The 15,839-nt window shown below is 56.8% G+C and carries 15 protein-coding genes; 11 read left to right on the top strand and 4 right to left on the bottom strand.

The genetic code is table 11. From position 1 onward, the window contains the following. Positions 1 to 168 precede the first annotated feature (168 nt). Positions 169 to 435, top strand: a complete 267-nt coding sequence (gene sdhE / locus ACMGGP_RS14335; protein WP_010248781.1) for an FAD assembly factor SdhE — start codon at positions 169 to 171, stop codon at positions 433 to 435. Next, positions 410 to 820, top strand: coding sequence for a protein YgfX (locus ACMGGP_RS14330; RefSeq protein ID WP_010671050.1), 411 nt, complete (start codon positions 410 to 412; stop codon positions 818 to 820). The genes sdhE and ACMGGP_RS14330 overlap by 26 nt, the downstream gene beginning before the upstream one ends. Positions 821 to 948: 128 nt before the next feature. Here ACMGGP_RS14330 and fldB read toward each other — a convergent pair whose 3' ends face one another. Then, positions 949 to 1,467: a flavodoxin FldB gene (gene fldB, locus ACMGGP_RS14325; RefSeq protein ID WP_010248777.1), complete on the bottom strand. Its 519-nt coding sequence runs from the start codon at positions 1,465 to 1,467 to the stop codon at positions 949 to 951. Between the two features lie 102 nt (positions 1,468 to 1,569). On the opposite strand from fldB, the gene xerD reads away from it, so the two are divergent. From xerD to lysS, 5 genes are all read left to right on the top strand, one after another. Continuing rightward, positions 1,570 to 2,463 (top strand): site-specific tyrosine recombinase XerD, encoded by an 894-nt coding sequence (gene xerD, locus ACMGGP_RS14320; protein WP_010248689.1) that lies wholly within the window; start codon positions 1,570 to 1,572, stop codon positions 2,461 to 2,463. A 21-nt stretch (positions 2,464 to 2,484) separates the two neighbouring features. Continuing rightward, complete coding sequence (gene dsbC, locus ACMGGP_RS14315) at positions 2,485 to 3,198, top strand: bifunctional protein-disulfide isomerase/oxidoreductase DsbC (protein ID WP_010671049.1); 714 nt, start codon at positions 2,485 to 2,487, stop codon at positions 3,196 to 3,198. Positions 3,199 to 3,201: 3 nt separating this feature from the next. Further along, complete coding sequence (gene recJ, locus ACMGGP_RS14310; RefSeq protein WP_033769918.1) at positions 3,202 to 4,935, top strand: single-stranded-DNA-specific exonuclease RecJ; 1,734 nt, start codon at positions 3,202 to 3,204, stop codon at positions 4,933 to 4,935. A 231-nt stretch (positions 4,936 to 5,166) separates the two neighbouring features. Then, positions 5,167 to 6,265, top strand: a protein-coding gene (prfB, locus tag ACMGGP_RS14305) for a peptide chain release factor 2 (RefSeq protein ID WP_099257461.1) whose coding sequence is annotated in 2 segments (ribosomal slippage) — positions 5,167 to 5,241 and positions 5,243 to 6,265 — 1,098 coding nt in all. Because the reading frame shifts where the segments join, the coding sequence is not laid out codon by codon here. Between the two features lie 9 nt (positions 6,266 to 6,274). Then, positions 6,275 to 7,795 carry a lysine--tRNA ligase gene (gene lysS, locus ACMGGP_RS14300; protein WP_010248682.1) on the top strand — a complete coding sequence of 507 codons (1,521 nt, stop codon included), beginning with the start codon at positions 6,275 to 6,277 and terminating at the stop codon, positions 7,793 to 7,795. A 300-nt stretch (positions 7,796 to 8,095) separates the two neighbouring features. On the opposite strand, the gene ACMGGP_RS14295 is transcribed toward lysS, so the two are convergent. Further along, complete coding sequence (locus tag ACMGGP_RS14295; protein ID WP_029519406.1) at positions 8,096 to 8,722, bottom strand: serine protease; 627 nt, start codon at positions 8,720 to 8,722, stop codon at positions 8,096 to 8,098. 360 nt (positions 8,723 to 9,082) lie between these two features. On the opposite strand from ACMGGP_RS14295, the gene ACMGGP_RS14290 reads away from it, so the two are divergent. Next, the gene (locus tag ACMGGP_RS14290) at positions 9,083 to 10,246 is read left to right on the top strand and encodes an MFS transporter (protein WP_010248677.1); all 1,164 of its coding nucleotides are present in this window, start codon (positions 9,083 to 9,085) and stop codon (positions 10,244 to 10,246) included. Here the strand turns inward: ACMGGP_RS14290 and ACMGGP_RS14285 are convergent. Then, complete coding sequence (locus ACMGGP_RS14285; RefSeq protein ID WP_346525764.1) at positions 10,243 to 11,163, bottom strand: LysR family transcriptional regulator; 921 nt, start codon at positions 11,161 to 11,163, stop codon at positions 10,243 to 10,245. The two genes, ACMGGP_RS14290 and ACMGGP_RS14285, sit on opposite strands and share 4 nt — an antisense overlap. A 102-nt stretch (positions 11,164 to 11,265) precedes the next feature. Between ACMGGP_RS14285 and lysA the strand changes: the two genes are divergently transcribed. Next, positions 11,266 to 12,522 (top strand): diaminopimelate decarboxylase, encoded by a 1,257-nt coding sequence (gene lysA / locus ACMGGP_RS14280; RefSeq protein WP_010248673.1) that lies wholly within the window; start codon positions 11,266 to 11,268, stop codon positions 12,520 to 12,522. A 32-nt stretch (positions 12,523 to 12,554) separates the two neighbouring features. Here lysA and ACMGGP_RS14275 read toward each other — a convergent pair whose 3' ends face one another. Beyond that, positions 12,555 to 12,863 (bottom strand): PTS lactose/cellobiose transporter subunit IIA, encoded by a 309-nt coding sequence (locus ACMGGP_RS14275; RefSeq protein WP_010671044.1) that lies wholly within the window; start codon positions 12,861 to 12,863, stop codon positions 12,555 to 12,557. A 178-nt stretch (positions 12,864 to 13,041) separates the two neighbouring features. On the opposite strand from ACMGGP_RS14275, the gene ACMGGP_RS14270 reads away from it, so the two are divergent. After that, a complete protein-coding gene (locus tag ACMGGP_RS14270; protein WP_498798581.1) occupies positions 13,042 to 14,400 on the top strand; it encodes a PTS sugar transporter subunit IIC in 1,359 nt (452 codons plus the stop codon). Further along, positions 14,397 to 15,824, top strand: a complete 1,428-nt coding sequence (locus ACMGGP_RS14265) for a glycoside hydrolase family 1 protein (protein WP_033772527.1) — start codon at positions 14,397 to 14,399, stop codon at positions 15,822 to 15,824. The genes ACMGGP_RS14270 and ACMGGP_RS14265 overlap by 4 nt, the downstream gene beginning before the upstream one ends. Positions 15,825 to 15,839 lie beyond the last annotated feature (15 nt).

Genomic DNA, 15,839 nt, shown 5'->3' with positions numbered 1-15,839 from the left:
GACTGGCAATGCAACCTGTTTACGGAAAACGGCGCACAAAAGGCGTGATAACCCTGAAAAGATCCAGCCTGAAATGTGGCAGGTTGCACAGCATGCGACGCTGCGCCTGCGAGCCGCATTAAACCAGGTTACACTAGGCGCCACGTTGTGGATTGTGGAAATTGATGCATGGATATTAATGATAAATCACGCATTCAGTGGGCCTGCCGTCGCGGCATGCTGGAACTGGATGTGGCTATTATGCCGTTCTTCAAATTTGAGTATGAGACGCTGAGCGACACCGATAAGCAGGTCTTTGTGGATTTGCTAAAGAGTGACGATCCCGATCTGTTTAACTGGCTGATGAATCACGGTGAGCCAAAGGATCCGGAGCTTAAGCGGATGGTGAACCTGATCCAGCAGCGTAACCATGCTCGCGGCCCGGTGGCAATGTAAGCTGCGGCCCTCTCGTCTGGCGTGCGGGTTAGTCTGCGCCTGGCTGATAGCAGCCGTGACTGGCGTGGTGCTGATGACGCTGCCTGCAGGCGGCTGGCTGGTTAAAGCGCCGATTATTCTGCTGTTGCTGGCTGAGGGCTGGCGCAGCGTTTGGCGATTGATTCAACGGCACGGTACGTTACAGCGGGAAAGCGTCCATTGCTGGATCTGGCAGGGAAAACGCTGGCGGCCAACTCAGCCACTACGCTGGTTACCCGTTGGCGTGCTGCTGGTGGCGAAGAGCGAACAGGGTGCCACGCTGCGCTGGTGGCTGATGCAGGACAATATGCAGCCTGGCGAATGGCGGGCGTTACGCGCCTGCTGCTTCAGCCCGGCGCGGCATTAATGGCAGCAGTGCAGGCAAGAGCGTCTGAAGCCGTTCATCTGCCTGCACTGCGGTTCAATAATGACAGGCAAGAGCGATTAAAGCCGCTCACCTGTTCAGGCTACGGTTCGACACCGGCAGAAGGGCCGTCAGAGCAGTCCGGCGGTTTCGGTTAACACCTGCTCGCACCACTGCTCAACGCGCTCATCGGTGACCTCAAACTGATTCACATCATCAAGCGCCAGACCCACAAACTGTGAGCCATCGGCACTCAGCGGTTTCGGGCTGGTGAACTCATAGCCTTCAAGCGGCCAGTAGCCAACAAAACGTACTCCCATCGGCTGCAACAAATCGTGCAGCATGCCGAGCGCATCTAAAAACCACTCGCCATAGCCAATCTGATCGCCCATGCCATACAGTGCGACAATCTTGTTTTGCAGATTCAGCGCGGGCAACTGCGGCCATATCGCCTCCCAGTCCTCCTGCAACTCACCGAAATCCCAGGTCGGGATGCCCATGATCAGCAAGTCGTACTGCTCCATCAGGCGTGGGTCGTCATCTTTCACGTTATGCAGCGTCACTAACTCTTCGCCAATAAAATCGCGAATTTTCTCCGCTACGATTTCGGTGTAACAGGTACTGGAACCGTAAAAAAGACCGATTTTCATGCAGATAACACTCTGTAAATACTGACTTTGGCGCAATTGTACCAGAAGCGCTGCTGAATCAGGCATAATGAGCATGATTTTACACCAGACGGCGGAGATAACGTGCAGGACAGCGATCTGACAGAACAGTTTCTTGATGCGCTCTGGATTGAACGCAATCTGGCGCAGAACACTCTCTCCTCTTATCGCCAGGACCTCCAGACGCTGACCGGATGGCTGGCGCATCATCAGCTGACGCTGCTTAGCGTGGCGCCGCTGGATCTGCAGCAGTTTCTGGCTGAACGGCTGGAGGGAGGCTACAAGGCGACCAGCTCAGCGCGGCTGCTCAGCGCCATGCGTCGCCTGTTCCAGTATCTTTACCGCGAAAAGCTGCGCCCGGACGATCCCAGCGCGCTGCTGTCAGCACCAAAACTGCCGCAGCGTTTACCGAAAGATCTCAGTGAGGCGCAGGTCGAGCGACTGTTGCAGGCGCCGAATATCGATATCCCGCTGGAGCTGCGCGACAAAGCGATGCTGGAGCTGCTCTACGCCACGGGCCTGCGCGTCTCCGAACTGATTGGCCTGACGCTCAGCGACATCAGCCTGCGCCAGGGCGTTGTCCGGGTTATCGGTAAAGGGGATAAAGAGCGGCTGGTGCCTTTAGGTGAAGAAGCGGTTTACTGGCTGGAGCAATATATGGAACATGGTCGTCCGTGGCTGCTCAACGGTCAGACGCTGGACGTGATGTTTCCCAGTAATCGGGCGCAGCAGATGACGCGCCAGACCTTCTGGCATCGCATCAAGCATTACGCCACGCTGGCGGGGATTGACAGCGAAAAGTTATCACCGCATGTGATGCGCCATGCCTTTGCGACCCATCTGCTGAACCACGGTGCCGATCTGCGTGTCGTACAGATGCTGCTGGGACACAGCGATCTCTCCACCACCCAAATTTATACGCACGTCGCCACTGAGCGCCTGCGTCAGTTGCATCAACAACACCATCCGCGGGCCTGAACCGCGGCGATAAGGACAAAAATGAACAAGCATTTTGCCATGCTGGCTCTTTTAGCCAGCGCCTTTTCCGGTCTCGCACAGGCCGATGACAGCGCCATTCAGCAATCACTTAAAAAGCTCGGTCTGAACCAGACGGAGATCAGCCCGTCACCGCTGCCGGGTTTTAAAACCGTGCTGTCAGAAAGCGGCGTGCTCTACGTGACCGACGACGGGAAACATATGATCCAGGGTCCGCTCTATGACGTCAGCGGCAAACAGCCGGTCAACGTCACCAACCAGCTGCTGGACAAAAAAGTCGAGGCGCTGGTGCCGGAGATGATCGTCTACAAAGCGCCTAAAGAGCAGCACGTGATCACGGTCTTCACCGACATCACCTGTGGCTACTGTCACAAGCTGCACGAGCAGATGGCGGACTACAATGCGCTGGGCATTACCGTGCGTTACCTGGCGTTTCCGCGTGAAGGGCTGAACGGTCAGATTGAACCAGCGATGAAAGCGATCTGGTGCAGCGCTGACCGCAATAAAGCGTTTGATGAGGCGATGAAAGGCAATGCGCCGAAAATGGCCGCACCAGACAGCTGCAAAATCGATATCGCCCAGCACTATAAACTTGGCGTGCTGTTCGGCATTCAGGGCACGCCCGCGATGCTGACTGACAGCGGCATGATGATCCCAGGTTATCAGTCGCCGCAGGAGCTGAAGCAGGTGCTGGACAATCAGAAGCGTGGTGGTTAATCGGTGGTAAAACAGGATGTGGAACTCCGTCGCCGTGAGGTGACGGTTGACGATGCGCTTCCGGCGACGCTGCCGCCGCTGCTGAAACGACTCTATCTGCAACGCGGCGTGCGCGACGCGGCAGAGCTGGAGCGCGGGGCGAAAAACCTGCTGCCGTACCAGTCCTTAAGCGGGATTGAGAGCGCAGTGGAACTGCTGCATCAGGCGCTGCTGGATGGGCGTCGCATTATGGTGGTGGGCGACTTTGATGCCGATGGCGCGACCAGTACCGCGCTGACGGTCATGGCGCTGCGCAGCATGGGCGGCGGCAACGTGCAGTATCTGGTGCCTAACCGCTTTGAAGATGGTTATGGCCTCAGCCCTGAAGTGGTTGAGCAGGCGCGGGCGCGCGGCGCGGCGATGATCCTGACCGTCGACAATGGCATCTCCTCCCACGCTGGCGTTGAATGTGCCCATCAGCACGGGATTCCGGTGCTGATTACCGACCACCACCTGCCGGGCGAGACCTTACCAGCCGCTGAGGCGATCGTTAATCCCAATCTGCCGGACTGCAACTTTCCCTCACGTGCACTGGCGGGCGTGGGCGTTGCGTTCTATCTGATGCTGGCGCTGCGCGCCCATCTGCGCACCCAGGGCTGGTTTGGTGCCACTCGCACCGAACCCAATCTGGCGGAGATGCTGGATCTGGTGGCGCTCGGCACGGTTGCCGACGTGGTGCCGCTCGACGTCAACAACCGCATTCTGGTGTGGCAGGGACTCAGCCGCATTCGGGCCGGAAAATGCCGGCCAGGCATCCGGGCGCTGCTGGAGATTGCTAATCGCGATGCGCGTCAGATGGCGGCCAGCGATCTCGGCTTTGCGCTGGGGCCACGGCTCAATGCCGCAGGCCGGCTCGACGATATGTCGGTGGGCGTGGCGCTGTTAATGACTGAGGATCTCAGTCAGGCACGGATGTTAGCCAGTGAGCTGGACGCGCTGAACCAGACGCGCAAAGAGATAGAGCAGGGCATGCAGAGCGAAGCGCTGGCGCTGTGTCAGGCGCTGGAGCGTGAGCAGCGCGATCTGCCGCTGGGGCTGGCCTTTTATCATCCCGAATGGCATCAGGGGGTGGTGGGGATCCTCGCCTCCCGTCTGAAAGAGCGTTTCCATCGTCCGGTGATTGCCTTTGCTCCGGCGGGCGACGGTACGCTGAAAGGCTCTGGCCGCTCAATTGCCGGTCTGCATCTGCGCGACGCACTGGAGCGTCTGGATACGTTGAATCCCGGCCTGATGCTGAAGTTCGGCGGTCATGCCATGGCGGCAGGCTTATCACTGGAAACCGCACGCTACGAGGAGTTTCGTCAGCGCTTTGCCGATCTGGTCGGTGAGTGGCTGGATGGCGAATCTCTGCAGGGCATCATCTGGTCAGATGGCGCGTTGCAGCCGCAGGAGTTTTCGCTGCAGACCGCTGAGATGCTGCGCGAAGCGGGGCCCTGGGGCCAGGCGTTCCCGGAACCCGCCTTTGACGGCAAATTTAAGCTGCTGCAACAGCGGCTGGTGGGCGAGCGACATCTGAAAGTGATGGTCGAACCGCTGGACGGCGGTCCGCTGATCGACGGTATCGCCTTTAATGTCGATACCACCCTGTGGCCCGACAGCAGCATTCGTCAGGTCGAGCTGGCCTATAAGCTGGATATCAATGAGTATCGCGGTAACCGCTCGGTACAGCTAATCATTGACCATATCTGGCCGCTTTGATTTTTCTAAGGCGCGCGCGTCTCCGGTCACGGCAGAGGCGCGTCAGCCTGTTTTTCCCCTGCGTTAACCTGCTGTGCGAGCGGTTGTCGTCGCAGCCCGATAAGCAAATGCAACGCGTCACGCCGCTCCGGCATCAGCCCGCTGTCTCAGCGCTACAAACTGCCGCCAGTTTCGGGTAAACTTGTGCGTTAAATTTCCTGTCCCATCGAACATAAGAAAGACGCTAAAGCCATGTTTGAAATCAACCCGGTCAAAAACCGTATTCAGGACCTCAGTGAGCGCAGCGACGTTCTTCGGGGGTATCTTTGACTACGATGCCAAGAAAGAACGCCTCGAAGAAGTAAACGCCGAGCTGGAACAGCCCGATGTCTGGAACGAACCTGAGCGTGCTCAGGCGCTGGGCAAAGAGCGCTCCTCGCTGGAAGCGATCGTGCAGACGCTGGATCAGATGTCGCAGGGCCTGGAAGATGTGCAGGGTCTGCTTGAACTGGCGGTAGAAGCGGAAGACGAAGAGACTTTCGACGAAGCGGTTGCCGAGCTGGATGTCCTTGAGGGCAAGCTGGGCGAGCTGGAATTCCGCCGCATGTTCTCTGGCGAGTATGACAGCGCCGACTGCTACATCGATTTGCAGGCGGGTTCCGGCGGCACCGAAGCGCAGGACTGGGCCAGCATGCTGATGCGTATGTATCTGCGTTGGGCTGAAGCCAAAGGCTTCAAAACCGAAATTATCGAAGAGTCTGAAGGTGAAGTTGCAGGCATTAAATCTGTGACCATTCGCGTGTCAGGCGACTACGCCTTTGGCTGGTTGCGCACCGAAACGGGCGTGCATCGCCTGGTGCGTAAGAGCCCGTTTGACTCCGGCGGCCGTCGTCACACCTCCTTCAGCTCCGCCTTTATCTATCCGGAAGTGGATGACGATATTGATATCGACATCAACCCAGCCGATCTGCGCATTGACGTCTATCGTGCGTCAGGGGCGGGCGGCCAGCACGTTAACCGGACGGAATCTGCGGTACGTATTACCCATATTCCAACCGGTACCGTCACCCAGTGTCAGAATGACCGTTCTCAGCACAAGAACAAAGATCAGGCGATGAAGCAGATGAAAGCGAAGCTGTACGAGCTTGAGATGCAGAAGAAAAACGCTGAGAAACAGGCGCTGGAGGACAACAAGTCCGACATCGGCTGGGGAAGTCAGATCCGTTCTTACGTTCTCGATGATGCACGCATCAAAGATCTGCGCACCGGCGTAGAGACGCGTAACACCCAGGCGGTGCTGGACGGCGACCTGGATCGATTCATTGAAGCTAGTTTAAAAGCAGGGTTATAAGGAACCGACATGTCTGAACAACAACCGCAGAGCGCTGATGCCGCCGTTGAGTTAAATAACGAACTGAAAGCGCGTCGCGAAAAGCTGAGCGTGCTGCGTGCAAATGGCGTGGCGTTTCCTAACGATTTTCGTCGTGACAGTCTCTCAAACCAGCTGCATGAGAGCTATGGCGAGAAGAGCAACGAAGAGCTTGAAGATCTCGGCATCGAAGTCAGCGTTGCCGGACGTATGATGACCCGTCGTATCATGGGTAAAGCCTCTTTCGTGACCCTGCAGGATGTGGGTGGCCGGATTCAGCTTTACGTCTCGCGTGACGATCTGGCTGAAGGCATCTACAACGAGCAGTTCAAAAAGTGGGATCTCGGCGATATTCTGGGCGCGCGCGGCAAACTGTTCAAAACCAAAACCGGCGAACTGTCGATTCACTGTTCTGAACTGCGCCTGCTGACCAAAGCACTGCGTCCGCTGCCGGACAAGTTCCACGGCCTGGCCGATCAGGAAACGCGCTACCGTCAGCGTTACCTTGATCTCATCGCCAACGAGGAATCGCGCAACACCTTCAGAATTCGTTCGCAGATCATGGCCGGTATTCGCCAGTTCATGGTGGGCCGCGACTTTATGGAAGTGGAAACCCCGATGATGCAGGTGATCCCTGGCGGCGCGTCTGCGCGTCCGTTCATCACCCATCACAATGCGCTGGATATCGACATGTATCTGCGTATCGCTCCAGAGCTTTATCTGAAGCGTCTGGTGGTGGGCGGATTCGATCGCGTGTTCGAGATCAACCGTAACTTCCGCAACGAAGGTATTTCGCCACGTCATAACCCAGAGTTCACCATGATGGAACTCTATATGGCTTATGCGGATTACAAAGATCTGATCGAGCTGACCGAAAGCCTGTTCCGTACGCTGGCGCAGGATGTGCTGGGCAGCACCGTGGTGCCTTACGGCGAGCAGGAGTTTGATTTCGGTAAGCCGTTTGAAAAACTGACCATGCGTGAAGCGATCAAGAAATACCGTCCGGAAACGGATCTGGCCGATCTGGAAGACTTTGATAAAGCGGTGGCGATTGCTCAATCACTGCACATCAAGGTTGAGAAAAGCTGGGGTCTGGGCCGCGTCGTAACCGAAATCTTTGAAGAGACCGCAGAAGCGCATCTGATTCAGCCGACCTTCATCACTGAATATCCGGCTGAAGTCTCTCCGCTGGCCCGTCGTAACGACGAGAACCCGGAAATCACCGATCGCTTTGAGTTCTTCATTGGCGGTCGTGAAATCGGTAACGGCTTCTCCGAGCTGAACGATGCGGAAGATCAGGCTGAGCGTTTCCTGCAGCAGGTGAATGCCAAAGATGCTGGCGACGACGAAGCGATGTTCTACGACGAAGACTATGTCACCGCACTGGAGCACGGTCTGCCGCCAACAGCCGGTCTGGGTATCGGTATTGACCGTATGGTGATGCTGTTTACCAACAGCCACACTATCCGCGATGTGATTCTGTTCCCGGCACTGCGCCCAGGCAGCAAGTAATCGTTATGAGTCGCTGTCAGGCCTGATCTTCAGGCCTGACAGCGTGATGACAAAGCCGAATCAGAGTGAATTTGGCAGCAACTGATAAACTCACGGCACAGGGAACACGGTCAGAAGAGGAAAGCGTCCCGCGCCATGGATGGCGTGGGCCGAGCGGTCATGGATGACAGTTTTTGCGTCTTTCCGATCTGACCGTGTTACCTGTGCAGGCTCGGTCTTACAGCGAATCAGGCCCGACCTTGTCACCAAGCTTAAGGCCGGAAATTCCGGCCTTTTTTACATCTGTTCGTTCAGCAGATATCAGGATTTAATCGCCTGATCCAGCCATGTCTGAAATCGCGAGTAAGGCACATAGAGCGCAACGTTCTTATAGAGTGTCTTACCGCTGACATTGTCGTTGATGTTATTGCTGTAGCCAATAATCACGCCCGCCAGCGTATCGTCAGAGGCGTTATAGACTGCGCCGCCCGACATCCCTTTAACCACCCCCGCATTCGCCGCCACCACGACGCAGTCTGATTTGTTCCAGCTGTTCGCCAGCGTGGTATTAATCAGGTTCTGCCCGCTGGAACTGACCGGCATGGCCGAAATAAAACTGTAGCCGTAGAGATTGACCTGATCGCCGATGTGGCTGTTACGAAAGTTGGGTGGCAGGTTCATTTCGCTGTTTTTGTGGTAGACCACGGCCAGATCGCATTGCGGATGCCAGGCTTTGACCCGGTAAAGCGAAAACTTTGCCACATGTGCGGCGGTCAGGCTGTACTCCGGCGTCAGTGGGATGGTGGTACCGAGCGTGCCTAAACCCAGCACGGTGGGAATGCCGGTCACGGTCATATCCACCCGTTTTTCAGCTTCTTTACTGTACTCATAATGACCCACCGAGCAGCCGGTTAAGCCAAACACCATTAAGGCTATGAGTCGTTGCATTCTCTCTCCCTGCGTCAGAAGTTGATCACATCACCTGGCAATTGATTAGGGATATATCGGCAACGTTAAGGATTTATTAATTAAATACGCACTAAAAAGCGTAACGGGTTCGCGGGAAATGACAACCTGACCCTGGGTCATGCGCGCTTTAACGGGCTTTGCCAGCAGGCTGACAAAGCCATTTGTTCTGGCAAAGCGGCAGATTATTGCGCCCCCGGCAATAATCCTTTGCTGCGCGCAGGCTATGTCGCGCATCAGCACTGTGCTGTAATGCTCACCGTGACGCAGATCAAATTTTAATAAGCGTCGAGGGGCTGCACGTCTGTGCAGTTCACCTGCAAATGATATTGGGAGAGTGTTATGCCTGTAGCATTAATGGCGCTGGCGTTGAGTGCGTTCGCCATCGGGACCACCGAGTTTGTCATTATGGGATTGCTGCCGGAGGTGGCGCGTGACCTTCAGGTGTCGATTCCGTCGGCGGGCTGGCTGATCAGCGGTTACGCGCTGGGCGTGGCGATAGGTGCGCCGATTATGGCGCTGCTTACCGCCAGGCTGCCGCGTAAAAAAACGCTGATTCTGCTGATGGTGATATTTATTGTCGGCAACCTGCTGTGTGCGCTGGCTTACAACTATAACCTGCTGATGCTGGCACGCATCGTCACCGCGCTTTGTCACGGTGCCTTCTTCGGTATTGGCGCGGTGGTCGCCGCCAGTCTGGTGCCAGCCGGTCGCCAGGCTTCCGCTGTCGCACTGATGTTCACCGGACTGACCTTAGCCAACGTGCTGGGCGTTCCGCTGGGAACCAGTTTCGGACAGATGTTTGGCTGGCGAGCCACCTTCTGGGGCGTGGCAGTGATTGGCGTGCTGGCGTTTATCGCCCTGATCGTGAGTCTGCCCAACAATAAACAGGAAAAGCCGGTTCACCTGGCGAGTGAAATTGGGGCACTGGCCAACGGGAAACTGTGGCTGTCGCTGCTGATGACGGTGTTCTTTGCCGCGGCGATGTTTGCGCTGTTCAGCTACATTGCGCCGCTGCTGCTAGAGGTGACGGGCATCAGCGATCGCGGCGTCAGCTGGACGCTGTTCCTGATTGGCGCAGGCCTGACGGTCGGTAACATTCTTGGCGGCAAACTGGCCGACTGGAAAGTCTCCTTTAGCCTGATCCTCAGCTTCTCCCTGATCGCCATCTTCTCGCTGCTGTTCAGCTGGACCAGCCATGCGCTGTGGCTGGCGGAGATCACCCTGTTCCTGTGGGCGATGGCGACCTTTGCGACGGTGCCGGGTCTGCAGATCAACGTGGTACGTCACGGAAAAGAGGCGCCTAACCTGGTCTCAACCCTGAACATTTCGGCGTTTAACGTGGGCAATGCGCTGGGTGCCTGGGTCGGCGGTGCGGTGATTGGCCGTGGATATGGCCTGACGGCGGTGCCGGTTGCTGCCGCTGCGCTGGCGGCAATCGGCCTGCTGATCTGTCTGATCACCTTCCGCAAATCGGGCCGCGCAGCCGCCAGGGTTCGCGCTTAAGCCAGGCGGGCGGCGATGCGTGTCGGAAAGTCAGCCACCTGCCGTTGCAGATGGCTGACAAAGGCATCGACCAGCGCCGATGCAGGGCGGTGCTGCGGCCTCACCAGGCTGACGGTAAACGGAACCGCCACGCTGAACTTACGCATCACCACACCGCTGTCGGCGTAATCCAGCGCCGTCAGCGGATTCACAATTGAAATGCCCACGCCCGCTCTGACCATGGCGCACACCGAAGCGGCACTGTGCGTCTCCATCACCAGCCGCCGCTCGACGCCCTGCTCATGAAACAGCGCATCCAGCAACTGACGATAGCTGTCACTGCGCGACAGGCTCACATACTGTTCGCCCGCAAAATCGTGCGGCGTCAGCTCTGAACGCTGACTCAGAGGGTGATTCTGAGGCAATACGCACACTTCATCGCAGGTCAGCAGGGCGAGACGGTCAGTGCCGGCCGGAGCGTGCTGGGTTTCGGTTAAGCCGATATCGTAGCGCTGTGCTGACAGCCACTCCTCCAGCAGCGGCGACTCCTGCGGAATCACATTCAGGCTCACATCCGGGTAGCGCTGTAAAAAGGGCTGACACAGTGGTGGCAGCAGCGACTGCGAAAAAACGGGCAGGCAGGCGATCGACAGCTCACCCTGACGGAACTGGCGCAGCCCTTCAGCCGCTTCCATGATGCGATCCAGTCCGTACCAGGATCGCTGCACCTCTTCGAAAAGACGCAATCCCTGCACCGTCGGTTGCAGGCGACCACGAACCCGTCCGAACAACTCTAATCCCAGCTGCTGCTCCAGGCGTGCCAGCTCCCGGCTCACCGTCGGCTGTGAGGTGTGCAGCAGTGTCGCGGCCTGAGTCAGATTGCCGCTGGTCATCACCGCATGAAAAATCTCGATATGCCGCCAGTTAATGTTCGCCACGCACCCTTCCTATATCCATTCTGCATAGATGCTATTAAAACAGATATTTTTCGCTATGACACGATTCTGGCTTAATGCAGCTATTGCCACAGGAGAATTGCCATGCCACGTTCCTTACAGAGTACCGAAACCGCACTCAGCGCCGCTAACCTGCTGCCGCTGGCACGCCGCTACGCCGGGCCATTCTGGGCTTATGATGCGCAGATTATTCAGGCGCGTATTGCCCAGCTGCAGGCATTTGATGTGGTGCGCTTTGCGCAGAAGGCCTGCTCGAATACGCATATCCTGCGCCTGATGCGCGCAGCAGGCGTGAAAGTGGACTCGGTATCGCTGGGTGAGATCGAACGTGCGCTGGCCGCGGGTTACCAGCCCGGCGGTGATGAGATCGTCTTTACCGCGGATCTGTTCGATCAGCCGACGCTGGAGCGGGTGACCGCGTTAAAGGTGCCGGTTAATGCCGGATCGATCGATATGCTGCATCAGCTCGGCGCGGTCTCACCGGGACATGCGGTGTGGCTGCGGGTCAATCCTGGTTTTGGTCACGGCCACAGTCAGAAAACCAATACCGGTGGCGAAAACAGCAAGCACGGTATCTGGCATGCCGATTTAGCCGAGGCGCTGGCGGCGATTAAGCAGCACGGCTTGCAGCTGGTGGGCATTCATATGCATATCGGCTCAGGCGTCGATTATGCGCATCTGCAGCAGGTCTGTGATGCGATGGTTGAACTGGTGATGGCGTCGGGTCAGGATCTGACCGCGATCTCTGCGGGCGGCGGCCTCTCTGTGCCTTATCGCTATGGCGAAGAGGCGATCGATACCGATCACTATTTCGGCCTGTGGGATGCAGCGCGGCAGCGTATCGCTCAGCATCTGGGTCACGCGATAAAGCTGGAGATCGAACCGGGCCGTTTCCTGGTGGCCGAGGCCGGTGTGCTGGTCTCTCAGGTTCGGGCGGTTAAGTCGATGGGCAGCCGTCACTTCGTGCTGGTCGATGCCGGTTTCAGTGACCTGATGCGTCCCTCCATGTATGGCAGCTATCACCATATCTCGCTGATGGCGGGCGATGAGCGGGCCATTGATGAGCAGCAGACTATCGACACCGTGGTCGCTGGCCCGCTGTGCGAATCGGGTGATGTCTTTACCCAGCTGGAGGGCGGCATGGTCGAACCACGCGCGATTCCGGCGGCAAAGGTTGGCGATTACCTGGTGTTCCACGACACCGGTGCTTACGGTGCATCCATGTCCTCTAACTACAACAGCCGTCCGCTGATCCCGGAAGTCCTGTTTGAGCAGGGCCAGCCGCGCGAAATCCGCCGCGCGCAGACTATTGAGTCGCTACTGGCACTGGAAATCAGCTAATCACCTTGCTCAGGCGGCCGGCGCGCCGCCTGTCAGCCATAGATCTCTTTGCGCAGCATGACCAGCTCCTCTGCCAGCTCGCGGCACAGCATGGCATTCATCAGATGATCCTGCGCATGCACCAGAATCAGCGTGACCGGCAATTTTCCGCTTCCCTCGTCTGCACCAATCAACGCGGTCTGAATTTTATGTGCCGCTTTTGCCGCGGTATCTGAAGCTGCCAGCGCCGCGTCAGCCCCGGTCCAGTCGCGTTTGCGCGCACACTGAATCGCCATCATCGCCGACGAACGGGCTTCCCCTGCATTGATCAGCAATTCCATCATGGTCTGTTCGTAATCCATAACGCCTCCGCTATTGGTATGCCAAATTGGCCGTTTTAATCATACTGGAATGCCAATAAGCGTTTCCGGGAGGCTCGTCACAGAAAAAACCGAGGAGATTCGTCATTTTGGTATGCCACTAACAGGGAAGACCACGACGATTACAGGAATACCGATCTTACATCTCTGAGGGTTGATCATGTCTCTACAGGACCGCCTTATCGATTCCCTGGGCAGCTTTGCCACCCGCTTTAACAGTTATCGCTACATCATGGCGATTAAAGCCTCGTTCATTACCCTGATGCCGGTGATCATTGTTGGCGCCTTCTCGGTATTGATCTCTAACATGGTGCTGGACAGCAAAAATGGCCTTGCCAGCTTTGCCGCCCTGGCTTTTTTAGCTGACCTCAAGCCCATCACCAGCAGTATCAATTACGCCACGCTCAGCTTTCTCAACATTGGTGCGGTGTTCCTGATTGGTATTGAGCTTGGGCGCATCAACGGTATAAAAACGCTGTTTCCCGGCCTGCTGGCGATCATCTGCTTTGTATCCGTAACGCCGACCACCTTACAGATGATGGTCGATGGGCAGATGCACCTGGTCACCGACGTGCTGGCCAAACAATTCTCCGATACCAAAAGCCTGTTTCTCGGCATGTTTATCGCCATTCTGTCGGTAGAGATCTACTGCCGCCTCGAACAGGTTGAACGGCTGAAAATCAAAATGCCCGACACCGTGCCGCCCAACGTGGCCGCCTCTTTTTCCGCGCTCATCCCCTCAATCATCACCGTGACGCTGATAGCGACTTTTGGCTTTATCTTCCATCGCGTCACCGGCATGTACCTTTACGACGCGGTATACCAGGTGGTGCAGCAGCCGCTGGAGTCGGTGGTGCAGAGCCTGTGGGGCATTCTGATTCTGATGTTCGTCGCCCAGCTGTTTTGGGTGATTGGTATTCACGGCAACCAGATGGTGAAGCCGATCCGTGAGCCGCTGTTGCTGGGCGCGATTATGGTCAACATGACCGCTTTTGAGCAGGGGAAAGAGGCACCGAACATCATCACCATGCCGTTCTGGGATGTTTATATGAGCATCGGCGGCTCCGGCCTGACCATCGGGCTGCTCACCGCCGTGATGCTGGCAACGCGACGCAAAGAGATGCGTGAAATCGCCAAACTGTCGTTCGGGCCAGGCATTTTCAATATCAACGAGCCGGTTATATTTGGTATGCCGATTATGCTTAACCCGATACTGGCTATCCCTTTCATCATTACACCGCTAGTGACAGGTTCTATCGGCTACTTCGCTACGGTGATGGGATTTGCCGGGAAAGCCGTGGTGATGGTGCCATGGACCACGCCTCCGATTATCAATGCCTGGCTGTCAACGGCCGGATCGATGGGTGCGGTGGTGACGCAGATCGTCTGCATTCTGGTGTCAGTACTTATCTATCTGCCATTTGTGAAAGTCGCAGCCCGCCGCGCGGATTCAGCAGAAGCAGCGGAAGCAAAGAGCCTGCAACCTGAGCTGAACCCTAACCGAACGGAGGTGTTATGAGTCGTCAGACTGTCCACATACCTGAGAATTTCATTCTGGGAGCTGCTGCCTCCGCCTGGCAGACGGAAGGCTGGAGCGGAAAAAAAGCGGGGCAGGACTCCTGGCCTGACGCCTGGTATCAGCAGGATCGTCACGTCTGGCACAACGGCTACGGCCCGGCGGTTGCCACCGACTTTATCAACCGCTTTAGTGAGGATGTGGCGCTAATGAAGGCCAGCGGGCTGACCCACTACCGCACTTCAATCAACTGGTCGCGTTTCCTGATCGATTACGAAACCGCTACGGTCGATGAGGAATACGCGGCTTACTATGACCGGCTGATTGATGAAATGCAGCGCCAGGGCATTGAACTGATGCTCTGTCTGGAGCATTACGAGCTGCCCGCCACGCTGCTGGAGCAGTATGGCGGCTGGCAGTCAAAGCATGTCGTTGAACTCTTTATCCGTTATGTCGAACAGGTGTTTAAACGCTATGCCGGTCGGGTCACGCGCTGGTTTGTGTTTAACGAGCCGATTGTGGTGCAGACCCGCGTCTATCTCGACGCGCTGCGCTGGCCTTATGAGCAGAACACCCATAAATGGATGCAGTGGAACCACCACAAGAATCTTGCTACCGCCCGGGTAGTGAAGCTGTTCCGCGCGGCAGGCTATGCCGGTCGCATTGGTACCATACTCAATCCGGAAGTCACCTATCCGCGATCGTCAGCCCCGCACGACCAGAAGGCGGCGCATATTTATGACCTGTTCTACAACCGGGTGTTTCTCGATCCCGCCATTAAAGGCGAGTATCCGGCGGAGCTGCTGGCGCTGCTTGATAAGCATCAGATTGAGTGGGAAACCACCCCGGAAGAGCTGGCGATTATTGCCGCCAATACCGTCGATGAAGTCGGGCTTAATCTCTACTATCCGCATCGCGTGAAGGCACCGTCCCGCGCCTGGCATCCCGAGACACCCTTTCATCCCGCCTGGTATTACGAACACTTTGAACTGCCGGGGCGACGGATGAACCCTTCACGCGGCTGGGAAATTCAGCCTGAAATTATCTGGGATATGGCGCAGCGGATGCGCGATGAGTACGGCAATATCCCGTGGTTTGTGGCGGAAAGCGGTATGGGAATAGAGAACGAAGCGCAGTTCAAAAATGCCGACGGGGAGATTCAGGACGATTACCGCATCGCGTTTATCAGCGAGCACCTGCATCAGGCGATACGCGCCAGTCAGGCGGGGATTAACTGTCAGGGCTACATGCTGTGGGCGTTTACCGACAATGTCTCGCCAATGAATGCCTTTAAAAATCGCTATGGTCTTATCGAAATCGACTTAGATAAGCAGCGTCAGCGCCGTATGAAGAAATCTGCCCACTGGTTCCGTACGCTGCGCGACACGCAGCAATTTACCCTGTGGCTTGATGATGAGCCGAAATAACGCGAGGAAACGAGC

The sequence above is a fragment of the Curtobacterium sp. BNK-1 genome (assembly GCF_048685235.1).
In the GTDB taxonomy this organism is placed as follows: domain Bacteria; phylum Pseudomonadota; class Gammaproteobacteria; order Enterobacterales; family Enterobacteriaceae; genus Pantoea; species Pantoea agglomerans.
This window is presented reverse-complemented; position numbering and strand designations above follow the sequence as displayed.